The sequence below is a fragment of the Pluralibacter sp. genome (genome assembly GCF_019237635.1).
GTDB lineage: Bacteria > Pseudomonadota > Gammaproteobacteria > Enterobacterales > Enterobacteriaceae > Enterobacter_B.
The window spans coordinates 1-14,960 of the sequence record NZ_JAFAGS010000072.1 but is presented as its reverse complement, the minus strand read 5'-3'; the positions used below and the strand labels follow the sequence as shown (position 1 = coordinate 14,960).

The window sequence follows — 14,960 nt, the reverse complement described above, 5'->3', positions numbered from 1 at the left end:
GAGTAAGTGATGTTTGATTTAGTGCTGAAACGGGCGCGTCTGGTTGATGATACGGTAACGGATATCGCCATCCTGGGCGGCAAAATTGCAGCAATGGGCGATATCGACGGGGCGGCGGCGAAAGTCGTCGACCTCAACGGCGAGCAGTACGTCAGCGCCGGGTGGATCGATCTTCACGTGCACTGCTACCCGCAATCGCCGATTTATCACGATGAGCCGGACAGCGTGGGCGTTGCCACCGGCGTAACGACGGTTATCGATGCGGGCAGCACCGGTGCGGATGATGTGGATACCTTCTACGCGCTGACCCGTCAGGCGGCCACCGACGTTTATGCGCTGCTCAATATCTCTAAGGTCGGGCTGATTGCGCAAAACGAGCTGGCGAACATGGCGAACATTGATGCCGACGCCGCGACGGCAGCTATCAAGCGCTACCCTGATTTTATCGTCGGCCTGAAGGCGCGGATGAGCAGCAGCGTGGTGGGCGAGAACGGCATTACGCCGCTTGAGCGCGCCAAGGCGATTCAGAAAGCCAACGGAGATCTGCCGCTGATGGTGCATATCGGCAACAATCCGCCGAACCTGGATGAGATTGCTGAGTTGCTGACCTCCGGCGACATCATCACCCACTGCTATAACGGTAAGCCGAACCGTATCCTGACGCCTGCAGGCGAGCTGCGCGCGTCGGTGTCCGGCGCGCTCAGGCGCGGCGTGAAGCTTGATGTTGGTCACGGGACGGCGAGCCTGAGCTTTGAGGTGGCGAAAAAAGCCATTGCGATGGGCATTTTGCCGCACACCATCAGCTCTGATATTTACTGCCGCAACCGCATCAGTGGGCCGGTACATTCGCTCTCAAGGGTGATGGCGAAATTCCTCGCCATCGGCATGTCGCTGCCGCAGGTTATCGCCTGCGTCACCATGAACGCCGCCGAGGCGGTACGCCTGAAAAACAAGGGGCATCTGGCGCCGGGCTATGACGCCGACCTCACCATCTTCACCGTAAAACGCCAGCCGATTACGCTGGTGGATGCTGAAAACGACACCCTGCAGGCGGACCAGGATCTGGTGCCTCTGGCCGCGATCCGCGCAGGCAAAGGGTATATGACCGAACAGGGGAGCGCAGAAAATGCCTTCAATTTATGAGAAGTATCAGTTAAAACAAGTCATTAATACCTCCGGCCGTATGACGGCGCTGGGCGTTTCGACGCCGCGTCCTGAAGTGCTTGAGGTGGTGATGACCGGTATGAATCACTACTTCGAAATGAAAGATCTGGTCAACAAGACCGGGGAGTACATCGCGAATCTGCTGGACGTCGAAGGCGCGACCGTGGTCTCTTGCGCCAGTGCCGGGATTGCCCAGTCCGTCGCCGCCGTGCTGGTGAAAGACAGTGACTGGCTGCTGGAAAACCTGCACAGCACCGTGATTGAAAACAATGAAATCGTGCTGCCGCGCGGCCACAACGTTAACTTCGGCGCCCCGGTTGGCACCATGGTGGCGCTGGGCGGCGGTAAGGTCGTGGAAGCGGGTTATGCCAACGAGTGCTCCGCCGATCAGCTGGCGGCGGCTATTTCTCCGCGTACAGCCGCCATCCTGTACATTAAATCGCACCACTGCGTGCAAAAGAGCATGCTCAGCGTCGAGCAGGCGGTGGTGGTAGCGCGCAAGCACAATGTTCCGTTGATCGTCGATGCGGCGGCGGAAGAGGATCTGCAGTGCTACTACCGCTCCGGCGCGGATCTGGTTATCTACAGCGGCGCGAAGGCCATTGAAGGGCCGACCAGCGGTCTGGTGGTGGGTAAAACCCAGTACGTCGAGTGGGTAAAACGCCAGACGGCGGGTATCGGCCGCGCGATGAAAGTGGGTAAAGAAGGCATCCTTGGCCTGACCTGCGCCATCGAACATTACCTGACGGCGGAAAAAGAGAGCGGCGCGCAAATGGTGGAAAAAATGACGCCGTTTATCGCCGCGCTGAACGCCATTGACGGCGTCTCGGCTCGCGTGGTCTGGGACAGCGCCGGGCGCGATATCGCCCGCACCGAAATCAAATTTAATGAGGCCGTCACCGGTATCGCCACGAGCGAGCTGGTCAACGCGCTCAAGCAGGGCGAATACGCTATTTACTTCCGCGGCTACAAGGCCAACGAAGGCATTATTGAAGCCGATGTGCGCAGCGTAAACGCGCAGCAGCTGGAGATTGTGGCGCGTCGAATTGCGGATGTGCTGAACAAGGAGAAAAACGCATGAAGCTGACCCCGAATTTTTACCGTGACCGTGTTTGCCTGAACGTGCTGGCGGGGTCTAAAGTCAATGCGAGCGCCATTTATGAAGCCGCCGAAGGCCACGTGCTGGTTGGCGTATTGTCGAAAAACTACCCGGACGTTGCCACCGCGGTTGCCGACATGCGCGAGTACGCGGCGCTTATCGACAACGCGCTGTCGGTGGGCCTTGGCGCAGGGGACCCGAACCAGTCGCAGATGGTGAGCGAAATCGCCCGCGAGGTGCAGCCGCAGCACGTGAACCAGGTGTTCACCGGCGTAGCGACCAGCCGCGCGCTGCTCGGTCAAAACGACACGGTGGTCAACGGTCTGGTGTCGCCGACCGGGACGCCTGGCATGGTGAAAATCTCCACGGGTCCGCTGAGCAGCAAAGCGCAGGACGGCATTGTCCCTGTTGATACGGCGATCGCGCTGTTGAAAGACATGGGATGCAGCTCGGTGAAATATTTCCCGATGGGCGGCCTGAAAAGCCGTGACGAGTACAAGGCCGTGGCTGAGGCCTGCGCCCGTCACGATTTCTGGCTGGAGCCGACCGGCGGGATCGATCTGGAAAACTATGGCGAGATCCTGAAAATCGCCCTCGATGCGGGCGTTAGCAAGATCATTCCGCATATCTACAGCTCGATTATTGATAACGACAGCGGTGATACGCGCCCTGAGGACGTTCGTCAACTGCTGGCGATGACCAAAGCGCTGGTTGAGTGATTTCAAGCTGTACGACGGGCGCGCAGGCGCCCGTGCTGAAAGAGAGGAAAACTGCAGTGCGATTCCCGAATCAACGCCTGGCGCAATTGTTTGAAATGTTGCAAAACGAAACCCTGCCGCAGGATGAACTGGCGCAGCGGCTTTCCGTTTCCACGCGTACCGTTCGGGCCGATATTACGGCGCTCAATGCCCTGCTGGCGCAGCACGGCGCGCAGTTTGTTCTCAGCCGTGGCAACGGCTATCAGCTCCACATCAACGACCCGGCGCGCTATCAGTCGTTGCAGGATTCGCGCCCGCGCGCGCTGCGGGTGCCGCGTACCGCCAGCGAGCGGGTACAGTACCTGATGGTGCGCTTTCTCACCTCCGCGTTTTCCCTCAAGCTTGAAGATCTCGCCGACGAGTGGTTCGTCAGCCGCGCGACGCTGCAGGGCGACATGGCCGAAGTGCGCGAATGGCTGGCGCGCTATCAGCTGACGCTGGAAACGCGCCCGCGCCACGGCGTGAAACTGTTCGGCAGCGAAATGTCGATTCGCGCCTGTCTGACGGACCTGCTCTGGCAGCTGGCGCAGCAGGACAACCAGCACCCGCGACTGATGCAGGAGGCGCTCAACGCAGGAGTGCCGGAGCAACTGGAGCATGCGTTACAGGAGGCTTTCAGCCGCTGTCATATCCGCCTGACCGATGAAGGCGAGCTGTTCGTCCGGCTCTACTGCGCGGTGGCGGTGCGGCGTATCAGCGAGGGTTATCCGCTGCCGGAATTTACCGCTGATGATGTCGATGAGCACGTGCTGCAGGCGGCGCGGGAGATTGCCGGCGTTATCCAGCATCTGGCCGGGAAAACCCTGGCCGCGTCGGAAGAGAACTGGTTGCGGGTGCATATTGCTGCTCGTCAGGTGCGGGATATTGCGCCAAGCCAGATCAACGCCGATGATGACGAAGCGCTGGTGAACTACATTCTGCAGTACATCAACAGCCACTATAACTACAACCTGCTAAGCGATGCGCAGCTGCATGCCGACCTGCTGACGCATATCAAAACCATGATAACCCGGGTGCGCTACCAGATTATGCTCCCCAACCCGCTGCTCGATAACATCAAGCAGCACTACCCGATGGCCTGGGATATGACCCTCGCGGCGGTCTCCGGCTGGAGCAAATACACCCCGTGGACCATCAGCGAAAACGAGATAGGTTTTCTGGTGCTGCACATCGGCGTCGGGCTGGAGCGTCACTACAACATCGGCTACCAGCGCCAGCCGCGGGTGCTGCTGGTGTGCGATGCCGGTAACGCCATGGCGCGGATGATTGAAGCCGTGCTGCAGCGCAAGTACCCGCAGCTGGAGATGGCGGGTACTATTTCGCTGCGCGACTATGAGCAGCGCGAGACCATCAGTGAAGATTTTGTCGTTTCCACGGCGCGGGCGGCGGAAAAAGACAAACCGGTGGTGGTGGTGTCGCCGTTTCCCACGGACTATCAGCTTGAGCAGATAGGCAAACTGGTGCTGGTCGACAGAACCCGTCCGTGGATGCTGGAAAAGTATTTCGACGCCCGCCATTTTCGCATTATCAACACGCCGCTCGACCAGCAAACGCTGTTCCGCGAGCTGTGTCAGCAGCTGCGCGAAGAGGGGTTTGTCGACGGCGATTTTGTTGATTCAGTGGTCGAGCGTGAAGCCATCGTCAGCACTATGCTGGGTGACGGCATCGCGCTGCCTCACGCCCTGGGACTGCTGGCAAAGAAAACGGTGGTCTATACCGTGCTGGCCCCGCAGGGTATCGCCTGGGGGGATGAAACCGCCCACGTCATTTTCCTGCTGGCGATCAGCAAAAGCGAATATGAAGAGGCGATGGCCATCTACGATATTTTCGTCACCTTCCTGCGTGAGCGCGCAATGGCGCGGCTGTGTACCTGCGGCGATTTTACCGAGTTTAAAACGGTGGCGATGGAGTGCGTGAGCCGCTTCTGACTCAGCGCAAGTGATGCACGACCTGGTTGCTGCTGCCGCGCCAGATGAGCGCCGGGTCCTTGAGATCCTGCACGAATTTACCGTCGACCAGCACATTGATCAGGTCGACGACCACCATTTGCGCGTCGTTGAGTTCATCGAGCTTATAGCCGGTCCACACCCAGATATCTTTCCCCGGGCACTCCGCGCGCACGCGCTGCACCAGACGCAGAATATCCGCAACGTTCTGCGGATGCAGCGGGTCGCCGCCGGACAGCGAAATCCCCTGGCGTTTAATGCGGGTATCGTTCAGGTCAGCGATGATGCGCTCTTCCATCTCCCGGGTAAACGGCATCCCGGAGTTCAGCCGCCAGGTGCTCTTGTTGTAGCAGCCGGGGCATTCGTGCACGCACCCGGAAACAAACAGGGTGCAGCGCGTGCCGGGACCATTAACAATATCAACCGGGTAGTACTGGTGGTAGTTCATAGCGTATAACCATGCCGGGTGGACGGTTTGTAGGCCCGGTAAGCGTAGCGTCACCGGGCATGAAAGCGACAGAGGATTAACCGATCTGCCCGTTCCCTAAATGCTTCACGCGGCGTTTCACTTCTTCCTGCTTGCCGGCGTTAAACGGACGCGCATCCGGGCTGCCCAGATACCCGCACACGCGACGGGTCACAGACACGCGGGAGGCGTCGTGGTTGCCGCATTTCGGGCAGGTGAAGCCTTTGCTGGTGCACTCGAATTCGCCGGTAAACCCGCACTCATAGCACTCGTCGATAGGCGTATTGGTGCCGTAGTACGGTACGTGCTGGTAGCTGTAATCCCAGACGTCTTCCAGCGCTTTCAGGTTGTGCTGAATGTTCGGGTATTCGCCGTAGCAAATGAACCCGCCGCTGGCAATGGGCGGATAAGCTGCTTCAAAGTCGATTTTATCGTACGGGTTCACCTTCTTCTCCACATCGAGGTGGAAGCTGTTGGTGTAGTAGCCCTTATCCGTCACGCCGTCCACCAGGCCGAACTGCGCAGTATCGAGACGGCAGAAGCGGTCGCAGAGGTTTTCGCTCGGCGTACTGTAGAGGCTAAAGCCGTAGCCAGTTTCCGCTTTCCACTCGTCAACCGCATCGCGCAGGCGCTGAACGATAGCCACGCCTTTCTCACGCAGCGCGGCGTCGTCGTAGACGTGCTGGTTGCTAAACAGCGCATTGATGGTTTCGTGAATGCCGATATAGCCCAGCGAAATCGACGCGCGGCCGTTTTTGAAGATGTCAGACACGTCGTCATCGGCTTTCAGCCGCACGCCGCAGGCGCCTTCCATATACAGGATCGGCGCCACGCGGGCTTTCACCCCTTCCAGACGGGCGATACGCGTCATCAACGCCTTGCGGGCAAGCTGCAGACGCTCGTCCAGCAGCTTCCAGAAAGCCGCTTCGTCGCCGTGCGCCTCCAGCGCAATGCGCGGCAGGTTGAGGCTAATCACGCCGAGGTTGTTGCGCCCGTCGTGGATCTGCTCGCCGTTCTCTTCATACACGCCGAGGAAGCTGCGGCAGCCCATCGGCGTTTTAAACGAGCCGGTAACCTTAACCACCTGATCGTAGTTGAGAATATCCGGATACATGCGCTTGCTTGCGCACTCCAGCGCCAGCTGTTTGATGTCGTAGTTCGGGTCGCCGACCTTGTGGTTCAGGCCGTCGCGAATCGCGAACACCAGCTTCGGGAAGACCGCCGTTTTGCGGTTCTTGCCAAGCCCGGCGATGCGGTTGCGCAGAATCGACTGCTGGATCAGCCGCGACTGCCAGCTGGTGCCGAGACCGAAACCGAAGGTGACGAACGGCGTCTGGCCGTTGGCGGTATGCAGGGTGTTGACCTCATACTCCAGCGACTGGAAGGCGTCGTAGCACTCTTTTTCCGTACGCGAGTGGGCATAGCCTTCGGCATCCGGAATGTGCCATTCGTCGGCCACTTTGCGGTGTTTTTCGAAGCTTGCGGTCACAAACGGCGCCAGCACTTCATCGATACGGTTAATGGTGGTGCCGCCATAAATGTGGCTGGCCACCTGGGCGATGATCTGCGCGGTGACGGCGGTGGCGGTAGAGATGGATTTCGGCGGCTCAATCTCCGCGTTACCCATCTTGAAGCCCTGGGTCAGCATGCCCTTAAGGTCAATCAGCATGCAGTTGAACATCGGAAAGAATGGGGAGTAGTCGAGGTCGTGGTAGTGAATCTCCCCGCGCTCGTGGGCCTGCACCACGTCGTACGGCAGCAGGTGCTGACGGGCGTAGTGTTTGGCGACGATACCGGCCAGCAGGTCGCGCTGGGTCGGGATCACTTTACTGTCTTTATTGGCGTTTTCGTTGAGCAGCGCGGAGTTGGTCTGCTCCACCAGGCCGCGAATCTCCTGATTCAGACGGCCGCGCTTTTCACGCTGAACATCGCGGTCGTGGCGATATTCAATGTAGGCGCGGGCCAGCTGCTTGTACGGCCCGGACATCAGCTGGTTTTCGACGGCGGTCTGAATTTCGTTGATGTCGACCTGCTCGCGGCTCTGCATTTGTTGGCTAACGACTTCTGCGACGGTGGCGCAATAGTCTGCGTCATCGACTCCCGCTGCGTTCGCGGCTCTCAGGATAGCTTCCTGGATGCGCGTTGAGGTGAACGGCACTTTACAGCCATCGCGTTTCATCACATGCGGTGTCATGATCACTCCATATTAAAAGAACAGGTTATCCACAGAGGCGGAAGACGCGTCGCGGGCATGATTCAGCTTGCCTGCCAGACACTTCCCCGATTCCGGCCCTTTTTATCCACATTCTCGCCCTGGGTTTTTTAGTCGGGTTCAGGTGAGAGAATAGACGATTAATACAATATGTAGGGCCGGGATGCATTCTAAGTTCTATATATAGTGATTTGCATCAAAGATGTTTGCGATTTTTTTGATTCAGGACAAAGTAAAAACTGGACAGTACAGAGGACGGGCAATGTAGCCTAACGAAAATTTCTTCGTTTGAAAGGTGAGTAAAAAATAAACAAAATCAGGTGGTCACTGTGCGGGCTTGAGGCTATTGGCACCTGTGCATATTGTAAAAGGGGCTATACTGGTATGTCGTTCTGTTCCAAAGGGAGACATCGAGATTTGACAGGGAGTTATATGAGATACCTGATACAGGCCTTTTCCTTCATATTGAACCGTAATCTGTTCATCATCGCTCTGCTGATGTTGATATCTCCTGGCGCGTTTTCTGGCGAACATAGTCCGGTTATGCTGCAGAAAGGCGTCAATATGCTGGATGTTAATGGCGATGGAATAAAAGACATCGTTATTGATGCCATATTTGATAACAATACCTCGCATCCCAACCATACCATGACGATTTTCATTAAAAATAAGGATGGAGAATATAATATTATCCCCGTTCCCAATGATACGGGGTTTACCTGGTCTGATTTCAGCCTGTCTGCTTCCACGATCAAAATAACCAACTACCAGCTGTATAAAAAAGCAAATGGTTATTTTGTCGTCAGTGCCTACAAATTAGCGAGTAAGCAACATGGTGAAGATGTTACGGATGCGCTTCCGGTAAAATTTAGTCGTTATGATATCAAAATCAATGATCAAGACCCTGGCGTCTCTCTGTTCTATTGGGAGCTCACCAGAGCATATGTGACGAAAGAACGATATAGCGACACGGATGAGGCTTTTAATCATATTAGCCTTAGGGCGCTGGAATGAGGCCCTGTTTTCTCGTCTGTTGCCTGCTGTTATCGTTCCTCAGCCACGGCACCGACCGCGATAATGATATAAAGCTGATTCAACAGGCGCTGGATCGACAACCGTCGTTATGCCTGGGGGAAACATTGTGGCCCGTTTCGATGACACAGAATGAGTCGGTGTGGGTTAATGCCAAAATGTGGGCATTGGTCGATGCTGGTTTGGTGAAAGTGACCCCCAACAAGAAAACCTGGTCGCTAACCCGTGCAGGCCAGGAAGAATTTAACAAGCATGGCGACTTCTGTTATGGCCGCATTCGCGTGAAACACATTGACGATATCGTCAACCGCGGCCATGGCAATAAGTCGGTAATTTTCTACTATGACATAGAAAATCTGCCCTCCTGGGCAAAAGATAAATCGATCAGGGGGGCGTACACCGACCTGGATAATATGGTCACGGGGATCGGGAACGCCAGATATCAGGCGGATATTTTTACCAACGCAGACGGTTCAATGACCATCACTGGAGAGCCCTATCAGTTAGATCTGTTCTACTGAATGCGCAGACCGCCGCCCCGGCAGACATGCCGCCGGGGGAGCTTGCCTGATTACCCCTGCAACCACCACACCGCTTCAAACGGGCGCAGCGTGGCCGGGAAGGGCTCAGGCAATCTGAGTCTCGATCCAACATGTTAAAGCATCAATATCCAGTAAAGCCTGCTGATCCACTGTAAAGGTTGGCCCCAGACGCATAGGTTCAGCGTATTCCGCCAGCGATGCTAACTCCGGGAGATATTCTTCGCCGGGGTGTCCCGGCTGGCGGTGCTGTAATCGTTCGGCATAACGTGAGACAACCTGTTCGGGAGAGATCTGGTTCCAGATTTCTAATACTCTCTCTATACCTGCCTGTTGCACCAGTTGTTGCAGCGTTTCGCGTGGTTGAAAACCAAACCAGGCATCAATCAACCAGACACAACTGGCGGGGGATTGCCCAATAATCGACCAGATAACCTCATATGCCGCACATCCCAACTGCCGATTGAAAGTGCGGTCAATATCATTGAAACGCGCCATAAAGGGTTCTTTAATCCCATCAATGGTCAGGAAGGGGAGATGTAATGTTTCAGATAATTGCCGGGTAATGGTGCTCTTTCCTGAAGCGGGAATGCCGTTAATCAGAATGACTGTTTTACAACCAGGAGTAAGGTATCGTTTCATAGCAGTGCGATAACCTCTTCTCTGGAGTTTGCTGCCCGCAACTTAGTCATGCGTTCGTCGTTGTCGAGTAAGGCGACGATTGCCCTGATACCCTCTTCAATATGCGCGTTGCTATCCTCGGCGCCAAACATGATGACAATGTCTGCCTTTTCACTGCCAGCAAACCGGATCGGGTGCTCCAACAACACCAGACTGAAGCAATTGCGATTTACACCGCATTCTGGTCTGGCGTGAGGGATCGCCACTCCCTCATCAAAAACATAATACGCGCCATGGCTCAGGGTATTATCAATCACCGCCTGACTATAATCTTCAGAAATATATCCTTGTGCCACTAACGGGCTGGCCGCCAGTTGAATGACTTTTTGCCAGTCCGACTCTGTGACGCCGACCTGAATTGCGTCTGCCTCAATCAGTAGGTTTTTTATCGTCATTTTGACTCCTGATCTTTGTCCTAAATATTACGACGAATAATATTGCGTAAGTTATCAATGCGAACAAAAAGCGAATCTATTTCCTTGCGATATGCCTTGCTTTTAGCATACATAGGGAGTGCGCGGTTATAGGTTAGCATTAATGCCTTTTGTATTTCTCCATTACCAGGTTCGCACTGTAACTCAGTTTCCAGTTTGGCTATTTCGGCTGCCAATGCAGCGGATTCTTCATCATGCTCCTGTGGCGGGTTATTTTCTTTTTTTAACAGTGACTTCAATAATTGAAACATAATTCTCTCCCACCCCGATGAGTGACAGGGCTACCCTGGTGATGATGTATTATAAAAAATAGGGTATTACTTAAATAATGCGATTTTTTCCATTAATACATTGGTAACAGCATGGTTTGCGGGAATTAAAAATTTCCGCACGCTGTCATTCACCTTACCCTTCTCAAAGGTCGTTTTGCACTTATCGACCCATTGCACATTCATTTCCGTACCGACATTAACTTTATTAATGCCTTCAGTGACGGCTTTACGCATATCGTCATCACTGACGCCTGTGCCACCATGTAAGACCAGAGGAATACCCGTCGCAGCGCTAATATCCTGCAAACGCTGATGTTGAATCTGTGCTTTGCCAGTATATAAACCATGCACTGTTCCTATGGAGACCGCCAGCATATCGACCTGTGTTTCATCAACAAAACGTTTGGCATCTTCCACAGTGGTGAAACAGATATTTTCTGCGGCGATTGACTTACCATCTTCCGAGCCACCGATAGCGCCCAGCTCGCCTTCTACCGTGATGTTTCTGGCGTGCGCCATTTTCACGACAATTTGCGTATTATCGATGTTCTCTTTCAGTCCGAGGTGGGAGCCGTCATACATCACTGAAGAGAACCCGGCATCCATTGCTGTTTTAATGGCTGTGAGATCAGAGCAGTGATCCAGATGCAAACAGGTTGGCACATTTTCACTGTCTGCGAGTGAGCATACCGCGTCTACAAGTAAACGATACCCCAGGTATTCTGCGGTTCCTGTTGATATCTGAATCATTAATGGGCTATGGGTATTCTTCGCTGCTTTGAAAAATGCGGGTAGCATTTCAATACAGTGTAGATTAAATGAACCAATAGCTTTGAAATCTCTTTCCTGAGCGATTTTTAGAATATCGTTGAAATTATACAGACTCATGAACACTCTCCTCTTTTTGCTGACCAGTTTTACCGTTTACGAACCATGCCAGTGCGGCGACAAAAACAATGAACAATGCAACAAATAACCAGTTGTGCTGGAACACATGCCCTAAAACCAATCCGGAACTGATGACATCTGAGTCACTAAACGTGACGCCTGTAAAGCCGTAGCTTTCGAGCATCGGTACCAGAATGGCGGGTAGGAAGGTAATAAACAGACCGTGTACTATCCCACCAATTATTGCGCCACGACGGCCGCCCAGTGCATTACCAAATACCCCTGCGGTGCCACCTGCAAAAAAGTTGGTTAATAATCCCGGCAGAATCATTGCCAGACCAAACATCGGGAATATCAGCATGCCGATAATGGAACCGACAGTGGTTGCCAGAAACCCGACAATGACCGCATTGGGGGCATAAGGAAACAAAACCGGGCAATCCAGCGCGGGTTTGGCATCTGGAACTATGCGCATCGCAATACCGCGAAATGCAGGAACTAACTCATTGAGTAATAAGCGTACACCGCTGTACAGAACGAATACGCCAGCCACGAATTGAATAGACTGCATAAAGGCATACATTAGGTAGTTAATGCCGTTAGAGAACTGAGCGATGTACTCCGGGCCAGCAGCCAGCGCGGGAATCAGGTACATGGGTACCATGACAACCGCCATTGCAAGGTAGGTATCTTGTAAAAACTTAAAGTTATCCGGTAATTCAAGTTCTTCTGTGGAACGAGAGCCTTTTCCTACCACTTTGGCCACGGCTGCCTGTACCAGATAACCGATGGTACAAAAATGGCCGAGCGCTACGTCATCAGAACCGGTAATGCGCCTTACCACAGGCTGTGCCAGTGCAGGCATCAGTACTGCCATCACGCCACCGAAAATGCCACCGGTTAAAATGAGGGGTAATCCGGTCAACCCTGCCTTGTAGCCAATGACTGCACCGATGGTTGCCATCCAAAGCAGAGCCTGACCCGTGAGGAAGATATATTTTAGCGGTGTTAAGCGAGCAATAATGATGTTGACGGCAAAAATCACCATTAACGTTAATGCGACCTCAGAACCTAATTCCCGATTCGCTAACCCGGCGATAGCTGCTACATCAGTGATGTATCCTTTCATACCAAAACCATGGGTGAAAATATCATTCAGAAACGTCAGTGTGGCGACAATGATATTAATACCAGCCATCATGATTAAAAAACCAAGCAGCGTTTTAAACGTTCCCTCCGCCGTTTTTCCTGGCGATTTTTTTTGCAAGATCAAGCCCAGCATCGCGATAAATGCAATGAGTATTGAAGCCTGACCAAGTAGATCCTTGACGATAAACTCTACAAAACTATTCATGGTCTGCTACCTTCAGATTATGTTCTTTTAAGAATGCAACAATCTTGGTTTCAATCTCGTCCTTGTCTGTGAGTTTGTTCAATACCACGACCCGTTTAATTTCTTCTTTACTGGCATCTGCCGTTAATATGTCTGCAAATGTTTTCTGCGTCAGAATCATGTCTGATTTAAACGCCCCAGCTTCAGATACTGTGGTATGCTCAATTTTTGCAGGGATCTCTAGTTTTTTTAAAACCGCTTTGGCTGTCATTTCGATAGCAAAGCTTGAACCGAGGCCGCAGCCACATACGCAAAGGATTTTTAGCATATAGGTCTCCTCAAATAATATTGAGTTGTTTGGCAAGTTTGTAATAATGTCCTTCTACATCAACCAGACGCTTCTTCATACTTATTAAATCTATTGGGATCGGCTTATTGCTTGAGTTTATAATGATGGCTTTATTCTTCATCCCTGATTGAATACATCGAACGACTTCATTAGCCATAATGGTACCCTGGTAAATTTCCTCGCAGGTCGGGTCGCCATTACGTAAACCAAAACCGATAATTGTTTTACGGATACGTACGCCAATACGCGGTTCAAGCTGCTTAATCATCGTATCGATTGCACCCTGAAAACCTGGTGAATACTCTCGGGTATAACCTTCGGAACAGAGAATAATGATACTGTTCTGACTGGTTAGTTTTTGCTTCACACGCTCAGCCAGGCATTCTACAGGTATCTGATGCTCCGGAATTAAAGCGATATCCGCGTTGCTCTTAATGGCCGACTGCAGGGTCAGTTCACCACAGTAGCCTCCTAATATTTCCACCATAAACACACGCCCCGGTAGTGCTCGCCCCGTATTTCTTAAACGAGAAACCTCCTTAATAATCTGTTCACAGGCAGTAGAGAAACCAATCGTATAATCACTACCATATACGTCATTATCGATGGTCATTCCCACCCCAAAGCAGTTAATATCAAACTCACTCAGCGTGTTGAGAAACTGCAGGCTCCCATCACCTCCTGCCATAATCAAAACATCAATGCGTAATGATTTTATTTTTTTAGCAATTGCATCATATTCACTCCGTATTAATTTTCGTGTTGTCCGCCCTGACGTAATGATGGGAATCGATGCAATAGAGAAATCAACCAAATCACGCCAGGAGACTTCATGATGGTTTTTATCTAACAAACCGGGTATTCCACCGTTGAATAGTGTGATCTCCGCATTTGCGAGCTTAGCTATCTGGAAAATGAAGTTATTAATTCCAGATACATCTCCACCACTGATAACAATGCCAATTTTCATTGTGTTTCCCCGTTAATTCCCGTAGAAACATTTTTTCCTGATTTCAATCCCTGTATTTGCAATGAAGATCACATTGTGGTGATAAAATTAACGATGCATAGCCTTGACTCAATGAGTTTATGGTTTGTTTTTGTGATTGACATCACTTTTATGAAGTAAAGAAAAGTCAAAGTTGTTTGTTTATTTTGTTGATTATCATTGAGTTAATTTACTTTGCGGGAATCGGTTTTATTCGATGTTCCTTTAGGCGGCTTTGCATTGTTATGAAAAGACAGAAATGTGATTAGCTGCGCATTTTTGTGCTGATGAAAGTATTAATTGGGGAAAGCGCGGGGGTATCGGTGATGAAATTATTGCTCATATTCGCCGCCCCGGCAGATGTACCGCCGGGGGAGCTTGCCTGATTACCCCAGCAGCCACCACACCGCTTCAAACGGGCGCAGTGTTATTGCGCCCGGTTTGTCGGCGGTGTCCGGGTAGTTGCTGAGCACAGTTTGCCAGTCGTCATCGGTTTGCTCCGGCGCCCAGGTCTGCACTTCGCGGCTGAGGTTCGCCGCCACCAGCAGGGTCTGGCCCTGCCACTGGCGGCGGTAGCTCCACAGGGAAGGGTGCTGCGGCAGAAGATCCTGATAATCCCCCCACGTCAACACCGGTAGCGTTTTGCGCAGCCGAATCAGCGACTGATAGGTGTAGAACACTGAATCGGGGTCGCGAAGCGCTGCGTCGGCGTTGATCTCGCGGTAGTTATCGCAAAGCGCGATCCACGGCTCGCCGGTGGTGAAGCCGCCGTGCGCCGCCTCGCTCCACTGCATCGGCG

16 protein-coding genes are annotated in these 14,960 nt (G+C 52.8%); 6 read left to right on the top strand and 10 right to left on the bottom strand.

From position 1 onward, the window contains the following. Positions 1-9: 9 nt before the first annotated feature. The 4 genes from JO226_RS08410 to JO226_RS08395 are packed head-to-tail and all read left to right on the top strand — an operon-like array spanning position 10 to position 4,949. Positions 10-1,143: an amidohydrolase/deacetylase family metallohydrolase gene (locus JO226_RS08410; RefSeq protein ID WP_293547182.1), complete on the top strand. Its 1,134-nt coding sequence runs from the start codon at positions 10-12 to the stop codon at positions 1,141-1,143. After that, positions 1,127-2,245 carry a DgaE family pyridoxal phosphate-dependent ammonia lyase gene (locus JO226_RS08405; RefSeq protein WP_293547179.1) on the top strand — a complete coding sequence of 373 codons (1,119 nt, stop codon included), beginning with the start codon at positions 1,127-1,129 and terminating at the stop codon, positions 2,243-2,245. The genes JO226_RS08410 and JO226_RS08405 overlap by 17 nt, the downstream gene beginning before the upstream one ends. Then, entirely contained in the window at positions 2,242-2,982 is a 741-nt protein-coding gene (locus tag JO226_RS08400) for a KDGP aldolase family protein (protein WP_293547177.1), read from the top strand. The genes JO226_RS08405 and JO226_RS08400 overlap by 4 nt, the downstream gene beginning before the upstream one ends. Before the next feature lie 56 nt (positions 2,983-3,038). Further along, positions 3,039-4,949, top strand: a complete 1,911-nt coding sequence (locus JO226_RS08395) for a BglG family transcription antiterminator (RefSeq protein ID WP_293547174.1) — start codon at positions 3,039-3,041, stop codon at positions 4,947-4,949. Between the two features lies 1 nt (position 4,950). On the opposite strand, the gene nrdG is transcribed toward JO226_RS08395, so the two are convergent. Next, complete coding sequence (nrdG, locus tag JO226_RS08390; protein WP_293547171.1) at positions 4,951-5,415, bottom strand: anaerobic ribonucleoside-triphosphate reductase-activating protein; 465 nt, start codon at positions 5,413-5,415, stop codon at positions 4,951-4,953. A 76-nt stretch (positions 5,416-5,491) separates the two neighbouring features. Further along, positions 5,492-7,627 carry an anaerobic ribonucleoside-triphosphate reductase gene (gene nrdD / locus JO226_RS08385; protein WP_293547168.1) on the bottom strand — a complete coding sequence of 712 codons (2,136 nt, stop codon included), beginning with the start codon at positions 7,625-7,627 and terminating at the stop codon, positions 5,492-5,494. Positions 7,628-8,077: 450 nt separating this feature from the next. On the opposite strand from nrdD, the gene JO226_RS08380 reads away from it, so the two are divergent. Continuing rightward, positions 8,078-8,659, top strand: coding sequence for a spore coat protein CotH (locus tag JO226_RS08380; protein ID WP_293547166.1), 582 nt, complete (start codon positions 8,078-8,080; stop codon positions 8,657-8,659). Then, positions 8,656-9,198, top strand: a complete 543-nt coding sequence (locus tag JO226_RS08375; protein ID WP_293547163.1) for a CpmK protein — start codon at positions 8,656-8,658, stop codon at positions 9,196-9,198. Before JO226_RS08380 ends, JO226_RS08375 begins: the two co-directional genes overlap by 4 nt. A gap of 105 nt (positions 9,199-9,303) precedes the next feature. On the opposite strand, the gene JO226_RS08370 is transcribed toward JO226_RS08375, so the two are convergent. The 8 genes from JO226_RS08370 to JO226_RS08335 all read right to left on the bottom strand — a co-directional run. Next, the gene (locus JO226_RS08370; protein ID WP_293547161.1) at positions 9,304-9,858 is read right to left on the bottom strand and encodes an AAA family ATPase; all 555 of its coding nucleotides are present in this window, start codon (positions 9,856-9,858) and stop codon (positions 9,304-9,306) included. Continuing rightward, entirely contained in the window at positions 9,855-10,292 is a 438-nt protein-coding gene (locus JO226_RS08365) for a PTS sugar transporter subunit IIA (RefSeq protein ID WP_293547158.1), read from the bottom strand. Before JO226_RS08365 ends, JO226_RS08370 begins: the two co-directional genes overlap by 4 nt. A gap of 20 nt (positions 10,293-10,312) precedes the next feature. After that, on the bottom strand, positions 10,313-10,582 hold the full coding sequence (locus JO226_RS08360; RefSeq protein ID WP_293547155.1) for a hypothetical protein: 270 nt from the start codon (positions 10,580-10,582) through the stop codon (positions 10,313-10,315). Positions 10,583-10,648: 66 nt separating this feature from the next. After that, positions 10,649-11,491, bottom strand: coding sequence for a class II fructose-bisphosphate aldolase (locus JO226_RS08355; protein WP_293547152.1), 843 nt, complete (start codon positions 11,489-11,491; stop codon positions 10,649-10,651). Then, on the bottom strand, positions 11,478-12,845 hold the full coding sequence (locus JO226_RS08350) for a PTS sugar transporter subunit IIC (RefSeq protein WP_293547149.1): 1,368 nt from the start codon (positions 12,843-12,845) through the stop codon (positions 11,478-11,480). Before JO226_RS08350 ends, JO226_RS08355 begins: the two co-directional genes overlap by 14 nt. Then, entirely contained in the window at positions 12,838-13,152 is a 315-nt protein-coding gene (locus JO226_RS08345) for a PTS sugar transporter subunit IIB (protein ID WP_293547146.1), read from the bottom strand. The genes JO226_RS08350 and JO226_RS08345 overlap by 8 nt, the downstream gene beginning before the upstream one ends. 10 nt (positions 13,153-13,162) lie before the next feature. After that, complete coding sequence (locus JO226_RS08340) at positions 13,163-14,143, bottom strand: 6-phosphofructokinase (RefSeq protein ID WP_293547143.1); 981 nt, start codon at positions 14,141-14,143, stop codon at positions 13,163-13,165. Between the two features lie 404 nt (positions 14,144-14,547). Then, positions 14,548-14,960 (bottom strand): DUF3459 domain-containing protein (locus tag JO226_RS08335; protein WP_293547140.1); only part of this gene is annotated, 413 nt, incomplete at its 5' end.

Bases quoted from the DNA above. Each gene is read 5' to 3' on its own strand.
- JO226_RS08405 (WP_293547179.1), top strand. From the start codon at position 1,127: ATGCCTTCAATTTATGAGAAGTATCAGTTAAAACAAGTCATTAATACC.
- JO226_RS08340 (WP_293547143.1), bottom strand. From the start codon at position 14,143: ATGAAAATTGGCATTGTTATCAGTGGTGGAGATGTATCTGGAATTAAT.
- nrdG (WP_293547171.1), bottom strand. From the start codon at position 5,415: ATGAACTACCACCAGTACTACCCGGTTGATATTGTTAATGGTCCCGGC.
- JO226_RS08370 (WP_293547161.1), bottom strand. From the start codon at position 9,858: ATGAAACGATACCTTACTCCTGGTTGTAAAACAGTCATTCTGATTAAC.
- JO226_RS08410 (WP_293547182.1), top strand. From the start codon at position 10: ATGTTTGATTTAGTGCTGAAACGGGCGCGTCTGGTTGATGATACGGTA.
- JO226_RS08350 (WP_293547149.1), bottom strand. From the start codon at position 12,845: ATGAATAGTTTTGTAGAGTTTATCGTCAAGGATCTACTTGGTCAGGCT.
- JO226_RS08345 (WP_293547146.1), bottom strand. From the start codon at position 13,152: ATGCTAAAAATCCTTTGCGTATGTGGCTGCGGCCTCGGTTCAAGCTTT.
- JO226_RS08355 (WP_293547152.1), bottom strand. From the start codon at position 11,491: ATGAGTCTGTATAATTTCAACGATATTCTAAAAATCGCTCAGGAAAGA.
- nrdD (WP_293547168.1), bottom strand. From the start codon at position 7,627: ATGACACCGCATGTGATGAAACGCGATGGCTGTAAAGTGCCGTTCACC.
- JO226_RS08400 (WP_293547177.1), top strand. From the start codon at position 2,242: ATGAAGCTGACCCCGAATTTTTACCGTGACCGTGTTTGCCTGAACGTG.
- JO226_RS08380 (WP_293547166.1), top strand. From the start codon at position 8,078: ATGAGATACCTGATACAGGCCTTTTCCTTCATATTGAACCGTAATCTG.
- JO226_RS08360 (WP_293547155.1), bottom strand. From the start codon at position 10,582: ATGTTTCAATTATTGAAGTCACTGTTAAAAAAAGAAAATAACCCGCCA.
- JO226_RS08365 (WP_293547158.1), bottom strand. From the start codon at position 10,292: ATGACGATAAAAAACCTACTGATTGAGGCAGACGCAATTCAGGTCGGC.
- JO226_RS08375 (WP_293547163.1), top strand. From the start codon at position 8,656: ATGAGGCCCTGTTTTCTCGTCTGTTGCCTGCTGTTATCGTTCCTCAGC.